The sequence below is a fragment of the Streptomyces sp. MNU89 genome (assembly GCF_020982505.1).
GTDB classification, from domain to species: domain Bacteria; phylum Actinomycetota; class Actinomycetes; order Streptomycetales; family Streptomycetaceae; genus Streptomyces; species Streptomyces xinghaiensis.
Window position 1 is genome coordinate 1958097 of the sequence record NZ_JAJKLL010000001.1, and the last position, 19206, is coordinate 1977302.

The window sequence follows — 19206 nt, forward strand, 5'->3', positions numbered from 1 at the left end:
TGCCGGTCATCGTAACCGCACCCCGCCTGTCGCCACACCCTGTCACCGCGATGTCACTGTGCACACAGCGGAAACGTCACGGAAGACCAGAAGGTTCCCCGGATACGGCGCTCCCACACCTCGTCGGGGACGGTCAGTCGGCACGCGGACGCATCCACTGTTCCATCACGGTCAGCAGGTGATCGGTGTCGACCGGCTTGGTCACATAGTCCGAGGCCCCGGCGTCGATGCTCTTCTCCCGGTCCCCCTTCATCGCCTTCGCGGTGAGCGCGATGATGGGAAGCCCCGCGAACTGGGGCATCCTGCGGATCGCGGCCGTCGTGGCGTACCCGTCCATCTCGGGCATCATGATGTCCATCAGCACCAGCACCACGTCGTCGTGCTGCTCCAGGACCTCGATGCCCTCGCGCCCGTTCTCGGCGTAGAGCACGGAGAGGCCGTGCTGTTCCAGCACGCTCGTCAGCGCGAAGACATTGCGGATGTCGTCGTCGACGATCAGCACCTTCTCCCCGTGGAAACCGCCGCCTCCCGGGCGGGGAGCCACCAGGTCCTGGCCGTTCCCGAGCCATGACTCCGGGGGTGCCGGCTGCGGCTCCGCCGAGACCTCCTCCGCCGGTGGCGCCGGCGGGAGTTCGGCCCGGGACTCCGCGGCGCGGCGGCGTCCCAGGGCCCGCCCTGCGGCGGCGCGGCGGGGCACGGGGCGCTCGACCGGCGTGCCCTCACCGATCTCCGCGACGTCCGTCACACCGGCCGTCCCGTCGGGCAGCCCGTCGGCACCGCGCCGGCCCCGGCCGCGGTCGGCGGGCACGGGCGCGAGCTGCGGGTAGCCCTGCGGCGGGAGGGCGCCGGGGTTGAGCGGCAGGTAGAGCGTGAAGGTCGAGCCGCGGCCCGGTTCGCTGGCGGCGTGGATCTCTCCGCCCAGCAGCCGGGCGATTTCCCGGCTGATGGAGAGACCGAGGCCCGTGCCGCCGTACTTGCGGCTGGTGGTGCCGTCGGCCTGCTTGAACGCCTCGAAGATCACCCTCATCTTGCTGGCCGCGATGCCGATACCGGTGTCGGTGACCGAGAAGGCGATCATCGGGGCGTCCATCTCCTGCAGCGAGCCGTGCTCCAGGAGCTGCTCGCGGATGGCGTCCGGCACATCGTCTCCGGCGGGGCGGATGACCAGTTCCACCGCGCCTCCGTCGGTGAACTTCACCGCGTTCGACAGCAGGTTCCGCAGCACCTGCAGCAGCCGCTGCTCGTCGGTGTGCAGCGTGCCGGGCAGCTCCGGGGAGACCCGTACGGAGAAGTCCAGGCCCTTCTCGGCGGTGAGCGGGCGGAAGGTCGCCTCGACGTAGTCGACGAGCTGGACCAGGGCGATCCGGGACGGGCTGATGTCCATCTTGCCCGCCTCGACCTTCGACAGGTCGAGGATGTCGTTGATCAGCTGGAGCAGATCGGAACCGGCGCCGTGGATCGTCTCGGCGAACTCGACCTGCTTCGGGGAGAGATTGCCGTCGGCGTTGTCGGCGAGCAGCTTGGCCAGGATGAGCAGCGAGTTCAGCGGGGTCCGCAGCTCGTGCGACATGTTGGCCAGGAACTCCGACTTGTAGCGCATGGAGACGGCGAGCTGTTCGGCCCGCTCCTCCAGCACCTGCCGCGCCTCCTCGATCTCGGTGTTCTTCACCTCGATGTCGCGGTTCTGCCGCGCCAGCAGCTCGGCCTTCTCCTCCAGTTCGGCGTTGGACGCCTGGAGGGCCTTCTGCCGGTTCTCCAACTCCTCGGAGCGGTCCTGGAGTTGCTCCGTCAGCTCCTGCGACTGCTTGAGCAGCACCTCCGTCTTGGTGTTGACGCTGATGGTGTTGACGCTGGTGGCGATCATCTCGGCGATCTGGTTGAGGAAGTCCTTCTGGATCTGCGTGAAGGGCTGGAAGGAGGCCAGCTCGATCACGCCGAGGACCTGGCCCTCGAAGAGCACCGGCAGGACGATCACATGGGCGGGCGGAGCCTCCCCCAGCCCCGAGGAGATCTTGAGGTAACCGGGCGGCGCGTTCTCGACCAGGATCGTGCGCCTCTCCTCCGCCGCCGTACCGATGAGGGACTCGCCCGGCCGGAAGGTGGTGGGCATCGCCCCCATCGAGTACCCGTACGAACCGATCATGCGCAGCTCGTACGAGCCCGCGTCGTCTATGGCGGCGACCTCGGTGCTCTCCGAATCGGCCGGTGCCGCGAGGAAGAACGCCCCGTGCTGCGCGGAGACCACCGGGGTCAGCTCGCTCATGATCAGCCGGGCCACGTCGGCGAGGTCGCGGCGGCCCTGCATCAGACCGGAGATCCGGGCGAGGTTGCCCTTGAGCCAGTCCTGCTCCTTGTTGGCGAGCGTGGTCTCGCGCAGGGTCGCGATCATCGTGTTGATGTTGTCCTGGAGTTCCAGGATCTCGCCCGCGGCGTCCACGTCGATCTTGAGGTTGAGGTCGCCCCGGGTCACCGCCGCGGCGACCGCGGCGATGGCCCGCACCTGCCGGGTGAGGTTTCCGGCCATCTCGTTCACCGACTCGGTGAGGTCGCGCCAGGTGCCGTCCACGTCGCGGACCCGGGCCTGGCCGCCCAGCTGCCCCTCGGTGCCCACCTCGCGCGCCACCCGGGTGACCTGGTCCGCGAACGAGGAGAGCTGGTCCACCATCGTGTTGATGGTCGTTTTCAGCTCCAGGATCTCGCCGCGCGCGTCCACGTCGATCTTCTTGGTCAGATCGCCCTTGGCGACCGCGGTGGTCACCATCGCGATGTTGCGCACCTGACCGGTCAGGTTGGACGCCATCGAGTTCACCGACTCGGTGAGGTCCTTCCAGGTACCGGAGACGCCGGGCACCCGGGCCTGCCCGCCGAGGATGCCCTCCGTGCCCACCTCGCGCGCCACGCGCGTCACCTCGTCGGCGAAGGACGAGAGGGTGGTCACCATCGTGTTGACGGTGTCGGCGAGCTGCGCGACCTCGCCGCGCGCCTCGACCGTCACCTTCTTGGTGAGATCGCCGTTGGCGACCGCGGACGACACCTGGGCGATGTTCCGCACCTGGATGGTGAGGTTGTTCGCCATCAGATTGACGTTGTCCGTCAGGTCCTTCCAGATGCCCGACACGTCGCGGACCCGGGCCTGGCCGCCCAGCTGCCCCTCGGTGCCCACCTCACGCGCGACCCGCGTCACCTGCTCCGCGAACGACGACAGGGTGTCCACCATGGTGTTGACGGTGGTGACCAGCGCGAGGATCTCGCCCTTCGCGTCGACCGTCACCTTCTGCGACAGATCGCCGTTGGCCACCGCCGTCGTCACCTGCGCGATGTTCCGCACCTGGGTCGTCAGGTTGTTGGCCATGAAGTTGACGGACTGCGTGAGGTCCTTCCAGGTGCCGGAGACGCCCTGCACCTCCGCCTGGCCGCCGAGGATGCCCTCGGTGCCGACCTCGCGGGCCACCCGCGTCACCTGCTCCGCGAAGGAGGAGAGCTGGTCCACCATCGTGTTGAGGGTGTTCTTCAGCTCCAGGATCTCCCCGCGGGCGTCCACGTCGATCTTCTGCGAGAGATCACCGCGGGCGACCGCCGTGGCGACCTGCGCGATATTGCGGACCTGAGCGGTCAGATTGCCGGCCATGCCGTTGACGGAATCGGTCAGGTCTCGCCAGACACCGGCCACGCCGGGCACCTGTGCCTGGCCCCCGAGCCGGCCCTCCGTGCCGACCTCCCGCGCCACCCGCGTCACCTGGTCGGCGAACGCGGACAACTGGTCCACCATCGTGTTGATCGTGTTCTTCAGTTCGAGGATCTCGCCGCGGGCGTCGACCTCGATCTTCTGCGAGAGATCACCCCGGGCGACGGCCGTCGTCACCTGCGCGATCTGGCGCACCTGAGAGGTCAGGTTGCCCGCCATGAAGTTGACGGAGTCCGTCAGGTCCTTCCAGGTGCCGGACACCCCGTCCACCCGGGCCTGGCCGCCCAGCCGGCCCTCCGTGCCCACGTCCCGGGCCATCCGCGTGACCTGGTCGGCGAAGGACGAGAGCTGGTCGACCATCGTGTTGACGGTGTTCTTCAGCTTGAGCATCTCGCCGGAGACGTCCACCGTGACCTTCTGCGACAGATCACCGTTGGCCACCGCCGTCGTCACCTGGGCGATGTTCCGCACCTGACCGGTCAGGTTCCGGAACGCCGTGTTCACCGAATCGGTCAGATCCTTCCACGTGCCCGCAGCCCCCGGCACCTGGGCCTGACCGCCCAGCTCACCCTCGACACCGATCTCCCGGGCCACCCGCGTCACCTCGGCGCCGAAGGACGAGAGCTGGTCCACCATCGTGTTGACGGTGTTCTTCAGCTCCAGCATCTCCCCGGAGACGTCCACCGTGACCTTCTGCGACAGATCACCGTTGGCCACCGCCGTCGTCACCTGCGCGATGTCCCGCACCTGACCGGTCAGGTTCCGGAACGCCGTGTTCACCGAATCGGTCAGATCCTTCCACGTGCCCGCAGCACCCGGCACCTGCGCCTGACCGCCCAGCTCGCCCTCGGCGCCGACCTCCCGCGCCACGCGCGTCACCTCGCCCGCGAACGTCCGCAGGGTCTCGGTCATGGTGTTGATGGTCTCGGCGAGCTGCGCCACCTCGCCGCGTGCGCTCACCGTCACCTTCTGCGACAGGTCGCCGTTCGCCACCGCCGTCGTCACCTGGGCGATCCCGCGCACCTGCGCCGTCAGATTGCCCGCCATGAGGTTGACGGAGTCCGTCAGGTCCTTCCAGACGCCCGCCACCCCGGGCACCTGCGCCTGGCCCCCCAGCTCGCCCTCGGTACCCACCTCCCGCGCCACGCGCGTCACCTCGGAGGAGAACGAGGAGAGCTGGTCGACCATCGTGTTGACGGTGTTCTTGAGCTCCAGCATCTCGCCGGCCACGTGCACCGTGACCTTGCGGGACAGATCCCCCTTGGCCACCGCCGTCGTGACCAGCGCGATGTCCCGCACCTGCGCCGTGAGCCGGTACGCCATCGTGTTCACGGAATCCGTCAGGTCCTTCCACGAACCCGACATCCCCCGGACCTTGGCCTGGCCGCCCAGCTTGCCCTCGGTCCCCACCTCGCTGGCCACCCGCGTGACCTCGTCGGTGAACGCCGAGAGCTGGTCGACGAGCCCGTTGACCGTGCGCCCGACCTTCAGGAACTCACCGCGCAGCGGATGCGCCGCTCCGTCCGGGTTCTGCGACCGCAGGTCCATGCGCTGCTCGAGATCGCCCTCGGACACCGCCGACAGCACCCGGCCGACCTCCGACACGGGGCGCACGAGATCGTCCACCAGCGCGTTCGTCGCGTCGATCGCCGCCGCCCACGAGCCCTCGCAGGGGCCCGTCTCCAGCCGCTCGGTCAGCTTGCCCTCCCGGCCGACGACCCGGCGGACCCGGGAGATCTCCCCGGTCAGCTGCTGATTGCGGTCCGCCACCTCGTTGAAGACGGCCGCGATCTCCGCCATCGTGCCGTCGCCGGAGACGGTCAGCCGCTTCCGGAAGTTGCCGTCCCGCATCGCAGACAACGCGGTGAGCAGCCGGTTGAGCGCCGCCGTATCCACCTCGGTCGTCCCGCCGCCACGAGAGCGCCCGCTCTTTGCGCGCGTCTTGGTGCTTCGCGCCGCTGCGCCCGACTCCACCGTGTCCTCCTGCAGGGTTGACCGTTCTCCCCGGACTCTTGAATGCGCCCAGTGTTTCACCCCGTTCCGGCCAGGCCATAACAGTTCGGCAGCATCGCACACCGTCCGACGGCACTCTCCGGGGGGAATCACCCGCGACCGGCATCCTCGCGGACGGCGAAGGTAAGTAACCTTGCATGCGGCTGTCCACCTCCGGCCAAAGCACCGGCGGTGAAGCATGTGGCTCAAGAGGCCGGCGGGGCACGGCCGCGAGCCGCCCGGCCAGAGGGAGTGGGATGAAGGAGCGGGGCGAGAGCCTGGTCCGGCAGGACGAAACGGACCGCGGCACCGGCCGCCTGCCCGACGGCCCCGGTGGCCCCGAGCTCCCCAAGCCCCCGCCCTGCCCGGGATGCGCTCCCCGGCACCGAGACCTTCCCGAGGAGACCAGTGATCACCGCGCGGGCTACGGCCACCTTCGAGCCGGTCGGGCGCTCGGTCGCCAGCGCCCGCGCCTTCGTCCGCGACACCCTGCAGGGCTGGGGCTACTCCGACATCGTCGACGACGCGGTCGTCCTCACCAGTGAGCTCGTCACCAACGCCGTGGTCCACGCCGGCACCGCCGCCGACGTCCTCTGCCTGCGCACCGACGACGGGGTCCGCGTCGAGGTCGCCGACCGCTACCCCGAGCGCGACGTCCCCCTGCAGCACAACGCGGCCCAGGCCGCCAGCCCCGACCGCGAAGGCGGCCGCGGGCTCATGCTCTGCGGAGCGATCGCCGCAAGCTGGGGCGTGGAGTACAGCCCGACCCACAAACAGGTCTGGTTCGAGCTCTCCCTCCCCGAGCGCCCGCGGGCACCCGGTCGGCCCCGCCCTGCCCACCGACGCCCTCCCCGTCGCCGACGCCCGGGTCCGGGTCGCCGTCGTCCAGATCGACCGCGACTCCGCGGTCAGCTCCTGGAACGAGGACGCCGAGGCCCTCTTCGGCCACGAGACCGAGAAGGTCCTCGGCAGACCCCTCACCGACTTCGCGGCCTGGCCGCACACCCCCGGCACCGGTACCGGCATCGCCGAAGCCCTCCAGCTCTCCCGCTGGGAGGGCTCCTACGGCATCCGCGCCGCGGACGGGCGGGTCGTCCCCGTCTACGCCTCCCATCTGCGGGTCCGGGACGCCGACGGCGCCCCCTCCACTGTGTGCCTCCTCGTACGGGACCACGAACGCGCCGTGCTGCAGACGACGCTCCGCGCCCCCGCCTCCCCGGACGGCACCACCCTCCGGGGACCGCCAGGGCTCGGCCGCGGACCCCTTCGAGGTCTTCATCGGCTCCCCCGCCCCCGACGACCTCGACGGCCTCCTGCAGCGCACCGTGGAACGCGCCCGCGACATGCTCGACGGCGACGCCGCCTACCTGCTGCTCGCCACGGACGACGAGACCGAGCTGGAGGTCCGCGCCTCCACCGGCCTCCCCTCGGCCCGCCAGCGCTTCGCCCGGGTCCCCGTCGAGGCGGGAACCGGACGCTACGGGTCCGCCCGGATGCCGGCCGTCCACGAAGACCTCACCGTCGTCCCCGGCGCCGTCCCGCTCCTCGCCGGCACCGGCATGCGCTCCGTCGTCACCGTCCCCCTCAAGGTCGAGGGGCGGCTCACCGGCTCCCTGGGCGTGGCCGCCGAGGCCCCCGGCCGCTACAGCAACGAGGAGGCGCTGCGCCTCCAGTTCGCGGCCGACCGCATCGCCCTCGCCGTGGAACGCGCCCGCCTCACCGAGCTGGAGCGGCTCCGCCGCGGCTCCCTGTCCTTCCTCGTGGAAGCCTCCGACCTGCTCGCCGGCACCCTCGACCGGGACCAGACCCTGGCACTGATGGCCCAGATGACGGTCCCGACCCTCGCCGCCTGGTGCGCCGTCTACACCGTCGCCGACCAGTCCACCGAGCCCGAACTCTCCTATGTGCTGCACGAGGACGAGGACCGGATCGACGGCCTCAAGACGCTGCTCGGCAAGGTCCCGCCACCCGACCCGGTACCGACCCCCGGCGCCCGCGTCTGGACCGCCCCCAGCGACGCGGCCCACTCGGCGGCCCTGCGCAGCTCGCTGCGGAACCTGGGCCTGGGCGACGACTCCGGAGCGGCTCACGGCCCCGGGCCGTCCCTCGCCACGGCATCCGCCGTCGGCGGCGAAACGGTCGTCCTGCCGCTGGTGGCCCGTAACCGCGTCATCGGAATGCTCACCCTCGGCAAGCCCTCCGACGAGCACTTCCGCCAGGAAATCCTGGAGCTCGCCGAGGACCTGTCCCGCCGGGCCGCTCTGGCCCTGGACAACGCCCGCCTCTACTCCGAGCGCACCGCCATCAGCCAGTCCCTCCAGCGCAGCCTGCTCCCGCCCGAGCTGCCCGACGTGCCCGGCGTCGAGGTCGAGGTGATCTACCGCGCGGCGGGCGAGGGCAACGAGGTCGGCGGCGACTTCTACGACCTCTTCCCGATCCGGGACGGCGCCTACGGCTTCGCCATCGGCGACGTCTGCGGCACCGGCCCCGAAGCCGCCGCCGTCACCGGCCTCGCCCGGCACGCCCTGCGGCTCCTCGCCCGCGAGGGCTTCGGCGGCCCCGCCGTCCTGGAGCGCCTCAACGACGCCATCCTGGACGAGGGCGCCCGCAGCCGCTTCCTCACCCTCCTCTACGGCGAGTTGTGGCCGCAGCCGGACGGCAGCGCCCTGCTCAAGGTCGTCTGCGCGGGGCATCCGCAGCCGCTGCGCCTGCGCCAGGACGGCAGCGTGGAGCCCGCCGCGGAGCCCCAGCCGCTGCTCGGCGTCATGGAGGACCTCGAACTCTACGAGGAGGAGGTCACCCTGGCCCCCGGCGACGTCCTGCTGTGCGTCACCGACGGGGTCACCGAGCGCCGCGAGGGCACCCGGATGCTCGGCGACGAGGGCCTGGCCGACGTTCTGCGGACATGTACGGGGCTGACGGCCGGCGCCGTCGCCGCCCGCGTGCTCCGCGCCGTGGAGCGCTTCGCCGCCGAGCCCGCCTCGGACGACATGGCGATCCTGGCCATGCGGGTACCGGAGCCGCCCACCGAGCGGGCCTGAGCCCGGACATGCCGGAAGCCCCCGCCTCACGGCGGGGGCTTCCCGTTCTGAGCCCCAATACGGAATCGAACCGTAGACCTTCTCCTTACCATGGAGACGCTCTGCCGACTGAGCTATTGGGGCGCGGCAACGGGATAGATCATACCCGAGCCCTGGAGCGGTCCCGACCACTCCCCGGCCGCGAGGCGGGACGCAGCAGCCCTCCGAGAGCGTTGCACGCGGACACCACCCGCTGCAGCTCCCGGCGAGAGAGCGATGACCCGGAGGGCAGCGCCAGGCACTCGTCCGCGGCGCGCTCCGTCTCCGGCAGCCAGAGGTCCCGCCGGAAGTCGGGCGTCCGGTGGACGGGCGTCTGCACGGGCACCCGGCAGGCTATGCCCTTGCTCCGCAGCACCATCGCGAACGCGTCCCGGTCGGGCCGGCCGTTCCCCGGCACACGCACCACGTACTGCTGGTAGGTGTGTCCGGCGCCCGCGGCGACGCGCGGAGTACGAACCCCTCTGAGCCGGGCGCTGAGATAGGCGGCATGCGCCTGGCGGTGCAGGATCTCCGCCGCGGGACTCTCGTCCTCCTCGTGGTCGAGGAGCAACAGCCCATGGCGGCGGGCCGTTTCACCGAGCCCGGCCAGATCCGCGCGGTGTCCGAACTGATGGACCGGCACGATCGCGGCGGTACGCGGAGTCACCGCACCGGCCGCGCCCTCCGCCGACAGACAGAAGGAGTCGGCGTCGATATCGGCGAACACCGGTGTGGCGCCGGCCGCCCGGACGGCGTGCGCCACCTCCTGAGCCGCGAACGACGGCATGACGACCTCGTCGCCGGCGCCCACACCCGAATCCGTCAGAGCCCGCTCAAGTCTCTCCGCTGCACGTCCCATAGCTGCAGATGATCCGGGGCCAACATGAACTCCGAGTGGCCCGTAGAACAACGCGAGAAAGCCCTGTGGGGAACCGGAGTCCCCCACAGGGCTTTCTATCTCAAGAATTGTTCGGCGGCGTCCTACTCTCCCACAGGGTCCCCCCTGCAGTACCATCGGCGCTGAAAGGCTTAGCTTCCGGGTTCGGAATGTAACCGGGCGTTTCCCTCACGCTATAACCACCGAAACACTATGAAACTGCACGAACCGGACGGCAACACAGTTCGTTGTTTCAGAACCAACACAGTGGACGCGAGCATCTGAGGACAAGCCCTCGGCCTATTAGTACCAGTCAACTCCACACCTTGCGGTGCTTCCATATCTGGCCTATCAACCCAGTCGTCTACTGGGGCCTTAACCCCTCAAGGGGGTGGGAGTCCTCATCTCGAAGCAGGCTTCCCGCTTAGATGCTTTCAGCGGTTATCCCTCCCGAACGTAGCCAACCAGCCATGCCCTTGGCAGGACAACTGGCACACCAGAGGTTCGTCCGTCCCGGTCCTCTCGTACTAGGGACAGCCCTTCTCAAGACTCCTACGCGCACAGCGGATAGGGACCGAACTGTCTCACGACGTTCTAAACCCAGCTCGCGTACCGCTTTAATGGGCGAACAGCCCAACCCTTGGGACCGACTCCAGCCCCAGGATGCGACGAGCCGACATCGAGGTGCCAAACCATCCCGTCGATATGGACTCTTGGGGAAGATCAGCCTGTTATCCCCGGGGTACCTTTTATCCGTTGAGCGACGGCGCTTCCACAAGCCACCGCCGGATCACTAGTCCCGACTTTCGTCCCTGCTCGACCCGTCGGTCTCACAGTCAAGCTCCCTTGTGCACTTACACTCAACACCTGATTACCAACCAGGCTGAGGGAACCTTTGGGCGCCTCCGTTACCCTTTAGGAGGCAACCGCCCCAGTTAAACTACCCACCAGACACTGTCCCTGATCCGGATCACGGACCCAGGTTAGACATCCAGCACGACCAGAGTGGTATTTCAACGACGACTCCACCCGAACTAGCGTCCGGGCTTCACAGTCTCCCACCTATCCTACACAAGCCGAACCGAACACCAATATCAAGCTGTAGTAAAGGTCCCGGGGTCTTTCCGTCCTGCTGCGCGAAACGAGCATCTTTACTCGTAGTGCAATTTCACCGGGCCTATGGTTGAGACAGTCGAGAAGTCGTTACGCCATTCGTGCAGGTCGGAACTTACCCGACAAGGAATTTCGCTACCTTAGGATGGTTATAGTTACCACCGCCGTTTACTGGCGCTTAAGTTCTCAGCTTCGCACACCCGAAAGCGCACTAACCGGTCCCCTTAACGTTCCAGCACCGGGCAGGCGTCAGTCCGTATACATCGCCTTACGGCTTCGCACGGACCTGTGTTTTTAGTAAACAGTCGCTTCTCGCTGGTCTCTGCGGCCACCACCAGCTCACACCGCAAGGGCGATCACCAGCAATGGCCCCCCTTCTCCCGAAGTTACGGGGGCATTTTGCCGAGTTCCTTAACCATAGTTCACCCGAACGCCTCGGTATTCTCTACCTGACCACCTGAGTCGGTTTAGGGTACGGGCCGCCATGAAACTCGCTAGAGGCTTTTCTCGACAGCATAGGATCATCCACTTCACCACAATCGGCTCGGCATCAGGTCTCACCCTTACACGGAGGACGGATTTACCTACCCTCCGGGCTACACCCTTACCCCCGGGACAACCACCGCCCGGGCTGGACTACCTTCCTGCGTCACCCCATCACTCACCTACTACCCCCTTGGATCGTCGGCTCCACCACTCCGACCTCGTCCGAAGACTCAGCCGGCGGCTTCACGGACTTAGCATCAGAAGGTTCAGCGCTGGCGCTTCAAAGCGGGTACCGGAATATCAACCGGTTGTCCATCGACTACGCCTGTCGGCCTCGCCTTAGGTCCCGACTTACCCTGGGCAGATCAGCTTGACCCAGGAACCCTTAGTCAATCGGCGCACACGTTTCCCACGTGTGTATCGCTACTCATGCCTGCATTCTCACTCGTGAACCGTCCACCACTGCCTTCCGGCGCGGCTTCACCCGGCACACGACGCTCCCCTACCCATCCCAACGGTCGTTGGACCTCATGCTGGAATGACACGACTTCGGCGGTACGCTTGAGCCCCGCTACATTGTCGGCGCGGAATCACTTGACCAGTGAGCTATTACGCACTCTTTCAAGGATGGCTGCTTCTAAGCCAACCTCCTGGTTGTCTCTGCGACTCCACATCCTTTCCCACTTAGCGTACGCTTAGGGGCCTTAGTCGATGCTCTGGGCTGTTTCCCTCTCGACCATGGAGCTTATCCCCCACAGTCTCACTGCCGCGCTCTCACTTACCGGCATTCGGAGTTTGGCTAAGGTCAGTAACCCGGTAGGGCCCATCGCCTATCCAGTGCTCTACCTCCGGCAAGAAACACACGACGCTGCACCTAAATGCATTTCGGGGAGAACCAGCTATCACGGAGTTTGATTGGCCTTTCACCCCTAACCACAGGTCATCCCCCAGGTTTTCAACCCTGGTGGGTTCGGTCCTCCACACGGTCTTACCCGCGCTTCAACCTGCCCATGGCTAGATCACTCCGCTTCGGGTCTTGAGCGCGCTACTGAATCGCCCTATTCGGACTCGCTTTCGCTACGGCTTCCCCACACGGGTTAACCTCGCAACACACCGCAAACTCGCAGGCTCATTCTTCAAAAGGCACGCAGTCACGACGCACCGGACAAGTCCGATGCGCGACGCTCCCACGGCTTGTAGGCACACGGTTTCAGGTACTATTTCACTCCGCTCCCGCGGTACTTTTCACCATTCCCTCACGGTACTATCCGCTATCGGTCACCAGGGAATATTTAGGCTTAGCGGGTGGTCCCGCCAGATTCACACGGGATTTCTCGGGCCCCGTGCTACTTGGGTGTCGCACAAGCAAGTTGCTGACATTTCGGCTACGGGGGTCTTACCCTCTACGCCGGGCCTTTCGCATGCCCTTCGCCTACACCAACAATTTCTGACTCGCCCGATGGCCCGGCAGACCATCGAAGTACGATCCCACAACCCCGTAAGCGCAACCCCTGCCGGGTATCACACGCCTACGGTTTGGCCTCATCCGGTTTCGCTCGCCACTACTCCCGGAATCACGGTTGTTTTCTCTTCCTGCGGGTACTGAGATGTTTCACTTCCCCGCGTTCCCTCCACATACCCTATGTGTTCAGGTATGGGTGACAGCCCATGACGACTGCCGGGTTTCCCCATTCGGACACCCCCGGATCAAAGCTCGGTTGACAGCTCCCCGGGGCCTATCGCGGCCTCCCACGTCCTTCATCGGTTCCTGGTACCAAGGCATCCACCGTGCGCCCTTAAAAACTTGGCCACAGATGCTCGCGTCCACTGTGCAGTTCTCAAACAACGACCAGCCACCCGCCACCCCACCCCACACGGAATGAGTACACCGGGACCGGCACCAAAGGACACAAGCTTCACAGCCCGTACCCTCAGACACCCAACAGCGCGCCCGGCACACCCCGACCCCCACCGCGTTCCACACTCCGAAGAGCAGTACTAGCAGCAGCAACCGTGATGCGCCGAATAGTCAACGTTCCACCCATGAGCAACCAGCACCGGACACTCGCCGGTGTTCTGGCCTCTGGACCACCAGGAGTTACCCCCTGCCGGCCGAGAAGTGCTCCTTAGAAAGGAGGTGATCCAGCCGCACCTTCCGGTACGGCTACCTTGTTACGACTTCGTCCCAATCGCCAGTCCCACCTTCGACGATTCCCTCCCTTACGGGTTGGGCCACCGGCTTCGGGTGTTACCGACTTTCGTGACGTGACGGGCGGTGTGTACAAGGCCCGGGAACGTATTCACCGCAGCAATGCTGATCTGCGATTACTAGCGACTCCGACTTCATGGGGTCGAGTTGCAGACCCCAATCCGAACTGAGACCGGCTTTTTGAGATTCGCTCCACCTCGCGGTATCGCAGCTCATTGTACCGGCCATTGTAGCACGTGTGCAGCCCAAGACATAAGGGGCATGATGACTTGACGTCGTCCCCACCTTCCTCCGAGTTGACCCCGGCAGTCTCCTGTGAGTCCCCATCACCCCGAAAGGCATGCTGGCAACACAGAACAAGGGTTGCGCTCGTTGCGGGACTTAACCCAACATCTCACGACACGAGCTGACGACAGCCATGCACCACCTGTACACCGACCACAAGGGGGGCCGTATCTCTACGGCTTTCCGGTGTATGTCAAGCCTTGGTAAGGTTCTTCGCGTTGCGTCGAATTAAGCCACATGCTCCGCCGCTTGTGCGGGCCCCCGTCAATTCCTTTGAGTTTTAGCCTTGCGGCCGTACTCCCCAGGCGGGGAACTTAATGCGTTAGCTGCGGCACGGACGACGTGGAATGTCGCCCACACCTAGTTCCCAACGTTTACGGCGTGGACTACCAGGGTATCTAATCCTGTTCGCTCCCCACGCTTTCGCTCCTCAGCGTCAGTATCGGCCCAGAGATCCGCCTTCGCCACCGGTGTTCCTCCTGATATCTGCGCATTTCACCGCTACACCAGGAATTCCGATCTCCCCTACCGAACTCTAGCCTGCCCGTATCGAATGCAGACCCCGGGGTTAAGCCCCGGGCTTTCACATCCGACGTGACAAGCCGCCTACGAGCTCTTTACGCCCAATAATTCCGGACAACGCTCGCACCCTACGTATTACCGCGGCTGCTGGCACGTAGTTAGCCGGTGCTTCTTCTGCAGGTACCGTCACTTGCGCTTCTTCCCTGCTGAAAGAGGTTTACAACCCGAAGGCCGTCATCCCTCACGCGGCGTCGCTGCATCAGGCTTCCGCCCATTGTGCAATATTCCCCACTGCTGCCTCCCGTAGGAGTCTGGGCCGTGTCTCAGTCCCAGTGTGGCCGGTCGCCCTCTCAGGCCGGCTACCCGTCGTCGCCTTGGTAGGCCATCACCCCACCAACAAGCTGATAGGCCGCGGGCTCATCCTGCACCGCCGGAGCTTTCCACCACCATCGGATGCCCGAGATGGTCGTATCCGGTATTAGACCCCGTTTCCAGGGCTTGTCCCAGAGTGCAGGGCAGATTGCCCACGTGTTACTCACCCGTTCGCCACTAATCCCCTCCGAAGAGGTTCATCGTTCGACTTGCATGTGTTAAGCACGCCGCCAGCGTTCGTCCTGAGCCAGGATCAAACTCTCCGTGAATGCTTCACGCAAGAGCGGCGCAGCCCGGAGGAATAATCCAGGCCGCGCACAGCGTCCTCGCTGTAAGATTGCCTCCCGACCGCCACCGAAACGGTGGCACGGAAGGGCTTTTTCAAAGGAACCTCATCCCGGCAGCAAACAAAGAGTTGCCGCCCGGACGGGGTATCAACATATCTGGCGTTGACTTTTGGCACGCTGTTGAGTTCTCAAGGAACGGACGCTTCCTTCGGTCCCGTCTCCGGGCCCTCCGGGCGCTTCCCTTCGGTGTTTCCAACCTTACCAGACGCTTTCCGAACCGATTTCCCGGTCCGAATTCCGTATCCAGTGGCCGTTGGAATGGCCTTGCCTTTCGGCTGACCCGACGTTATCAGATTTCTCCGGGCCGGATTTCCACCCGGTCCGAGTTCCATCCGGACGCAGAGCGTCCCGGTGTCCTCGTTCGGGGGAGATGCCAAAGTACTGGACGGCCGCGTCCGGAGGCAAATCGGCTCCGTGCGCGGCCGTCCGGGCGTCGACGGGCCGTCAGACGTCCACGACGACCGGCAGGATCATCGGGCGCCGGCGGTAGTTGTCGGAGACCCACTTGCCCACCGCGCGGCGGATCAGCTGCTGGAGCTGGTGTGCCTCGGAGATGCCGTCCGAGGCCGAGCGCGCCAGCGCCTCCTCGATCTTCGGGACGACCGCGGAGAGCGCCGAGTCCTCGATGCCCGAGCCGCGGGCCTGCAGATGCGGCCCGCCAACGATCTTGCCGGTGGTGCTGTCGACGACCACGAAGACCGAGATGATGCCTTCCTCGCCCAGGATGCGGCGGTCCTTGAGGGCCGGCTCCTTCACATCGCCGACCGAGAGGCCGTCGACGTACACGTATCCGGCCTGGACCTTGCCGGCGATCTTGGCGATGCCGTCGACCAGGTCGACCACGACGCCGTCCTCGGCGATGACGATGCGGTTCTGCGGCACGCCCGTCAGCGCGCCCAGTTCCGCGTTGGCCCGCAGATGACGCCACTCGCCGTGCACCGGCATCAGGTTGCGGGGTTTGCAGATGTTGTAGAAGTACAGCAGCTCTCCCGCCGAGGCGTGGCCGGAGACGTGGACCTTGGCGTTGCCCTTGTGGATGACGTTCGCGCCCCAGCGGGTCAGGCCGTTGATCACCCGGTAGACCGCGTTCTCGTTGCCCGGGATGAGCGAGGAGGCCAGGATCACCGTGTCACCCTGGACGATGCGGATCTGGTGGTCCCGGTTGGCCATCCGGGAGAGGGCCGCCATCGGCTCGCCCTGGGACCCGGTGCAGACGAGGACGACCTCGTGCTCCGGGAGGTCGTCGAGCGTCTTGACGTCCACGACCAGGCCGGGCGGCACCCGCAGATAGCCGAGATCGCGGGCGATGCCCATGTTGCGGACCATGGAGCGGCCGACGAAGGCCACTCTGCGGCCGTACTCGTGGGCGGCGTCGAGGATCTGCTGGATGCGGTGGACATGGCTGGCGAAGCTCGCCACGATGATCCGCTTCCGCGCGCCGGCGAAGACCTGGCGCAGCACCCCGGAGATGTCGCGCTCCGGCGGTACGAAGCCGGGGACCTCCGAGTTCGTCGAGTCGGCGAGCAGCAGGTCGATGCCCTCCTCGCCGAGCCGTGCGAACGCGGGCAGGTCGGTGAGGCGGCGGTCCAGCGGGAGCTGGTCCATCTTGAAGTCGCCGGTGTGGACGACCAGGCCGGCCGGGGTGCGGATGGCGACGGCGAGGGCGTCGGGGATCGAGTGGTTGACCGCGACGAACTCGCAGTCGAACGGGCCGATGCGCTCGCGGTGGCCCTCGCTGACCTCGAGGGTGTAGGGGCGGATGCGGTGCTCCTGGAGCTTCGCCTCGATCAGCGCGAGGGTCAGCTTGGAGCCGATCACGGGGATGTCCTGCTTCTCGCGGAGCAGGTAGGGGACGCCGCCGATGTGGTCCTCGTGGCCGTGCGTGAGCACGATGCCGTCGATGTCGTCGAGACGGTCCCGGATGGACGTGAAGTCCGGCAGGATCAGGTCAACTCCGGGCTGCTCCTCCTCGGGGAAGAGCACCCCGCAGTCGACGATCAGCAGGCGTCCGCCGTACTCGAAGACGGTCATGTTGCGGCCGATCTCGCCGAGACCGCCGAGCGGGGTGACGCGGAGGCCGCCCTGGGGGAGTTCCGGCGGCGGGCCGAGCTCGGGATGCGGATGACTCAAAAGACTCTCCTCACCACGCGCGACCGTCTCCCCCGCCATGCCCCGCCGCGTGCAACGAGCGGCAGGGCATGGCGGAGAGGGCGTGGCGCGCGTGACATGCGTGCACGTGCGTTAGATGTCGTTGTGAAGTTGTGCGGTGATGCGGTGGTGCGGTCGTGCCGTTGTTCAGAGCTGTACCCCGCCGGCCGCCAGATCGCGCCTGAGCTGCTCGGTCTCCTCCTCGGAGAGCTCGACGAGCGGCAGCCGGAGCGGGCCGCCGGGGAGTCCCAGCCGGCCGAGCACGGCCTTGGTCGTGATCACGCCCTGGGTGCGGAACATGCCGGTGAAGACGGGCAGCAGCTTCTGGTGGATCTCGGTCGCCTTCTGGACGTCGCCGGACAGGTGCGCTTCCAGCAGGGCGCGCAGCTCGGGGGTGACGATGTGGCCGACGACGGAGACGAAGCCCACGGCGCCGACCGAGAGCAGCGGCAGGTTGAGCATGTCGTCGCCGGAGTACCAGGCGAGGCCGCTGCGGGCGAGGGCCCAGCTGGCGCGGCCGAGGTCGCCCTTGGCGTCCTTGTTGGCGACGATACGCGGGTGCTCGGCCAGCCGGACGATCGTCTCGGTGTTGATCGGGACACCGCTGCGCCCGGGGATGTCGTAGAGCATGACGGGGAGGCCGGTCGCGTCGGCGATGGCCGAGAAGTGCCGGAAGAGGCCTTCCTGCGGCGGCTTGCTGTAGTACGGGGTGACGGCCAGCAGGCCGTGCGCCCCGGCCGCCTCGGCGGCACGCGCCAGCTCGACGCTGTGCCGGGTGTCGTTGGTGCTGGCTCCGGCGACGACATGGGCCCGGTCGCCGACGGCCTCGACCACGGCGCGGACGATATCGGCTTTTTCGCCGTCGTTGGTGGTCGGGGACTCACCGGTGGTGCCGTTGACGACGATGCCGTCGTTGCCGGCGTCCACCAGGTGGGCGGCGAGGCGCTGGGCGCCGTCGAGGTCGAGGATGCCGTCCGCGGTGAACGGAGTGACCATGGCGGTCAGGACCCGCCCGAACGGGGTCTGAGGAGTGGAGGTCGGAGCCATGGGTCCCACGCTACTCGTAGCGCACCGCGAGGCGCTCCCTCGGGGAGCCGGGAAGTGGAACCCGGCACTGCCTGCTCGGGGGTTCAGGCAGTGCCGGATCCGGTTTTCACCCTAGAGGAACCTCGTAAAACGCCGCAATACGGGCGCCTCGCACGGCGTATCCGGACATCCCGGACCTAGGGTGCGACACGCCCGTTGGCGTTGAAGGCGGCGTGGGTGAGCGGCATGAGCCGCGCCCACTCCGTCTCCATCCGCTCCCCCACCATCTCGATCTCGCGCTGCGGGAAGGAGGGGACCGCCGCCTGCTCGTGCCGGGTGCGCAGCCCCAGGAAGTGCATCAGGGAGCGCGCGTTGCACGTGGCGTACATGGAGGAGAAGAGGCCGACGGGGAGCACCGCCCGGGCCACCTCGCGGGCGACGCCCGCGGCCAGCATCTCCTGGTAGGCCTCGTAGGCCTGGCGGTAGCTCTCCTCCATCACCCGGCCGGTCAGGGCGCGCTGTTCCGGCGAGCCCTCCACGAACCGGTACTGGCCGGGCCGGCCCTCCTGGACCAGCCTGCGGTCCCCGCCCGGGACGTAGAACACCGGCTGGAGCTCGCGGTAGCGGCCGGACTCCTCGTTGTACGACCAGCCCGCCCGGTGCCGGTGGAACTCGCGGAAGACGAAGATCGGCGCGCTGATGAAGAAGGTCATCGAGTTGTGCTCGAAGGGGCTGCCGTGACGGTCGCGCATCAGGTAGTTGATCAGCCCCTTGGAGCGCTCCGGGTCCTTCCGGAGCTCATCGAGGGACTGCTCGCCGGCGGTCGAGACACGGGCGGCCCACAGCACGTCGGTGTCGGACGCGCTGTGCTTCACGAGCTCGACGGTCACATCGCTGCGGAAGCTCGGCTTGGCGCTCTCGGCTGAGGCGTCGGTCACGGTCGGGTCCTTCCCTGGTGTCTCTGGGCGGCGCCCAGCTTACGGGCCGGTGCGGGGGCGTCCGCGGGGCCGCCGGGAACGGCCGCCGCCCGGGGCCGGCGCCCTGAGGTGGTCGGGACCGGGTGCGGGTCGATAATCTCACCGGGC

Annotated in this window: 5 protein-coding genes, 1 tRNA gene, 3 rRNA genes and 1 pseudogene; 1 reads left to right on the forward strand and 9 read right to left on the reverse strand. The window is 67.1% G+C overall.

The features are described 5' to 3' along the window. Positions 1–133 precede the first annotated feature (133 nt). Positions 134–5659, reverse strand: coding sequence for a HAMP domain-containing protein (locus E4N63_RS08355; protein ID WP_230240343.1), 5526 nt, complete (start codon positions 5657–5659; stop codon positions 134–136). Between the two features lie 426 nt (positions 5660–6085). Here E4N63_RS08355 and E4N63_RS08360 point away from each other — a divergent pair. Further along, a pseudogene (locus E4N63_RS08360) lies at positions 6086–8718 on the forward strand (SpoIIE family protein phosphatase). A gap of 50 nt (positions 8719–8768) precedes the next feature. On the opposite strand, the gene E4N63_RS08365 reads toward E4N63_RS08360, so the two are convergent. The 8 genes from E4N63_RS08365 to thyX form a co-directional block, all read right to left on the reverse strand. Beyond that, positions 8769–8841, reverse strand: a tRNA-Thr gene (locus tag E4N63_RS08365). A 16-nt stretch (positions 8842–8857) separates the two neighbouring features. Next, positions 8858–9646, reverse strand: a complete 789-nt coding sequence (locus tag E4N63_RS08370) for a DegT/DnrJ/EryC1/StrS family aminotransferase (protein ID WP_267134355.1) — start codon at positions 9644–9646, stop codon at positions 8858–8860. Positions 9647–9704: 58 nt separating this feature from the next. After that, positions 9705–9821: ribosomal RNA gene (gene rrf / locus E4N63_RS08375) — 5S ribosomal RNA — on the reverse strand. A 75-nt stretch (positions 9822–9896) separates the two neighbouring features. After that, a 23S ribosomal RNA gene (locus E4N63_RS08380) occupies positions 9897–13022 on the reverse strand. Between the two features lie 320 nt (positions 13023–13342). Further along, a 16S ribosomal RNA gene (locus E4N63_RS08385) occupies positions 13343–14869 on the reverse strand. The 16S, 23S and 5S rRNA genes sit together here, the layout of an rRNA operon. A 522-nt stretch (positions 14870–15391) precedes the next feature. After that, positions 15392–17077 (reverse strand): ribonuclease J, encoded by a 1686-nt coding sequence (locus tag E4N63_RS08390; RefSeq protein ID WP_125623786.1) that lies wholly within the window; start codon positions 17075–17077, stop codon positions 15392–15394. 165 nt (positions 17078–17242) lie between these two features. After that, on the reverse strand, positions 17243–18142 hold the full coding sequence (gene dapA, locus E4N63_RS08395) for a 4-hydroxy-tetrahydrodipicolinate synthase (RefSeq protein WP_125623787.1): 900 nt from the start codon (positions 18140–18142) through the stop codon (positions 17243–17245). A 176-nt stretch (positions 18143–18318) separates the two neighbouring features. Further along, positions 18319–19059, reverse strand: a complete 741-nt coding sequence (thyX, locus tag E4N63_RS08400; protein WP_125623788.1) for an FAD-dependent thymidylate synthase — start codon at positions 19057–19059, stop codon at positions 18319–18321. Positions 19060–19206: the final 147 nt, after the last annotated feature.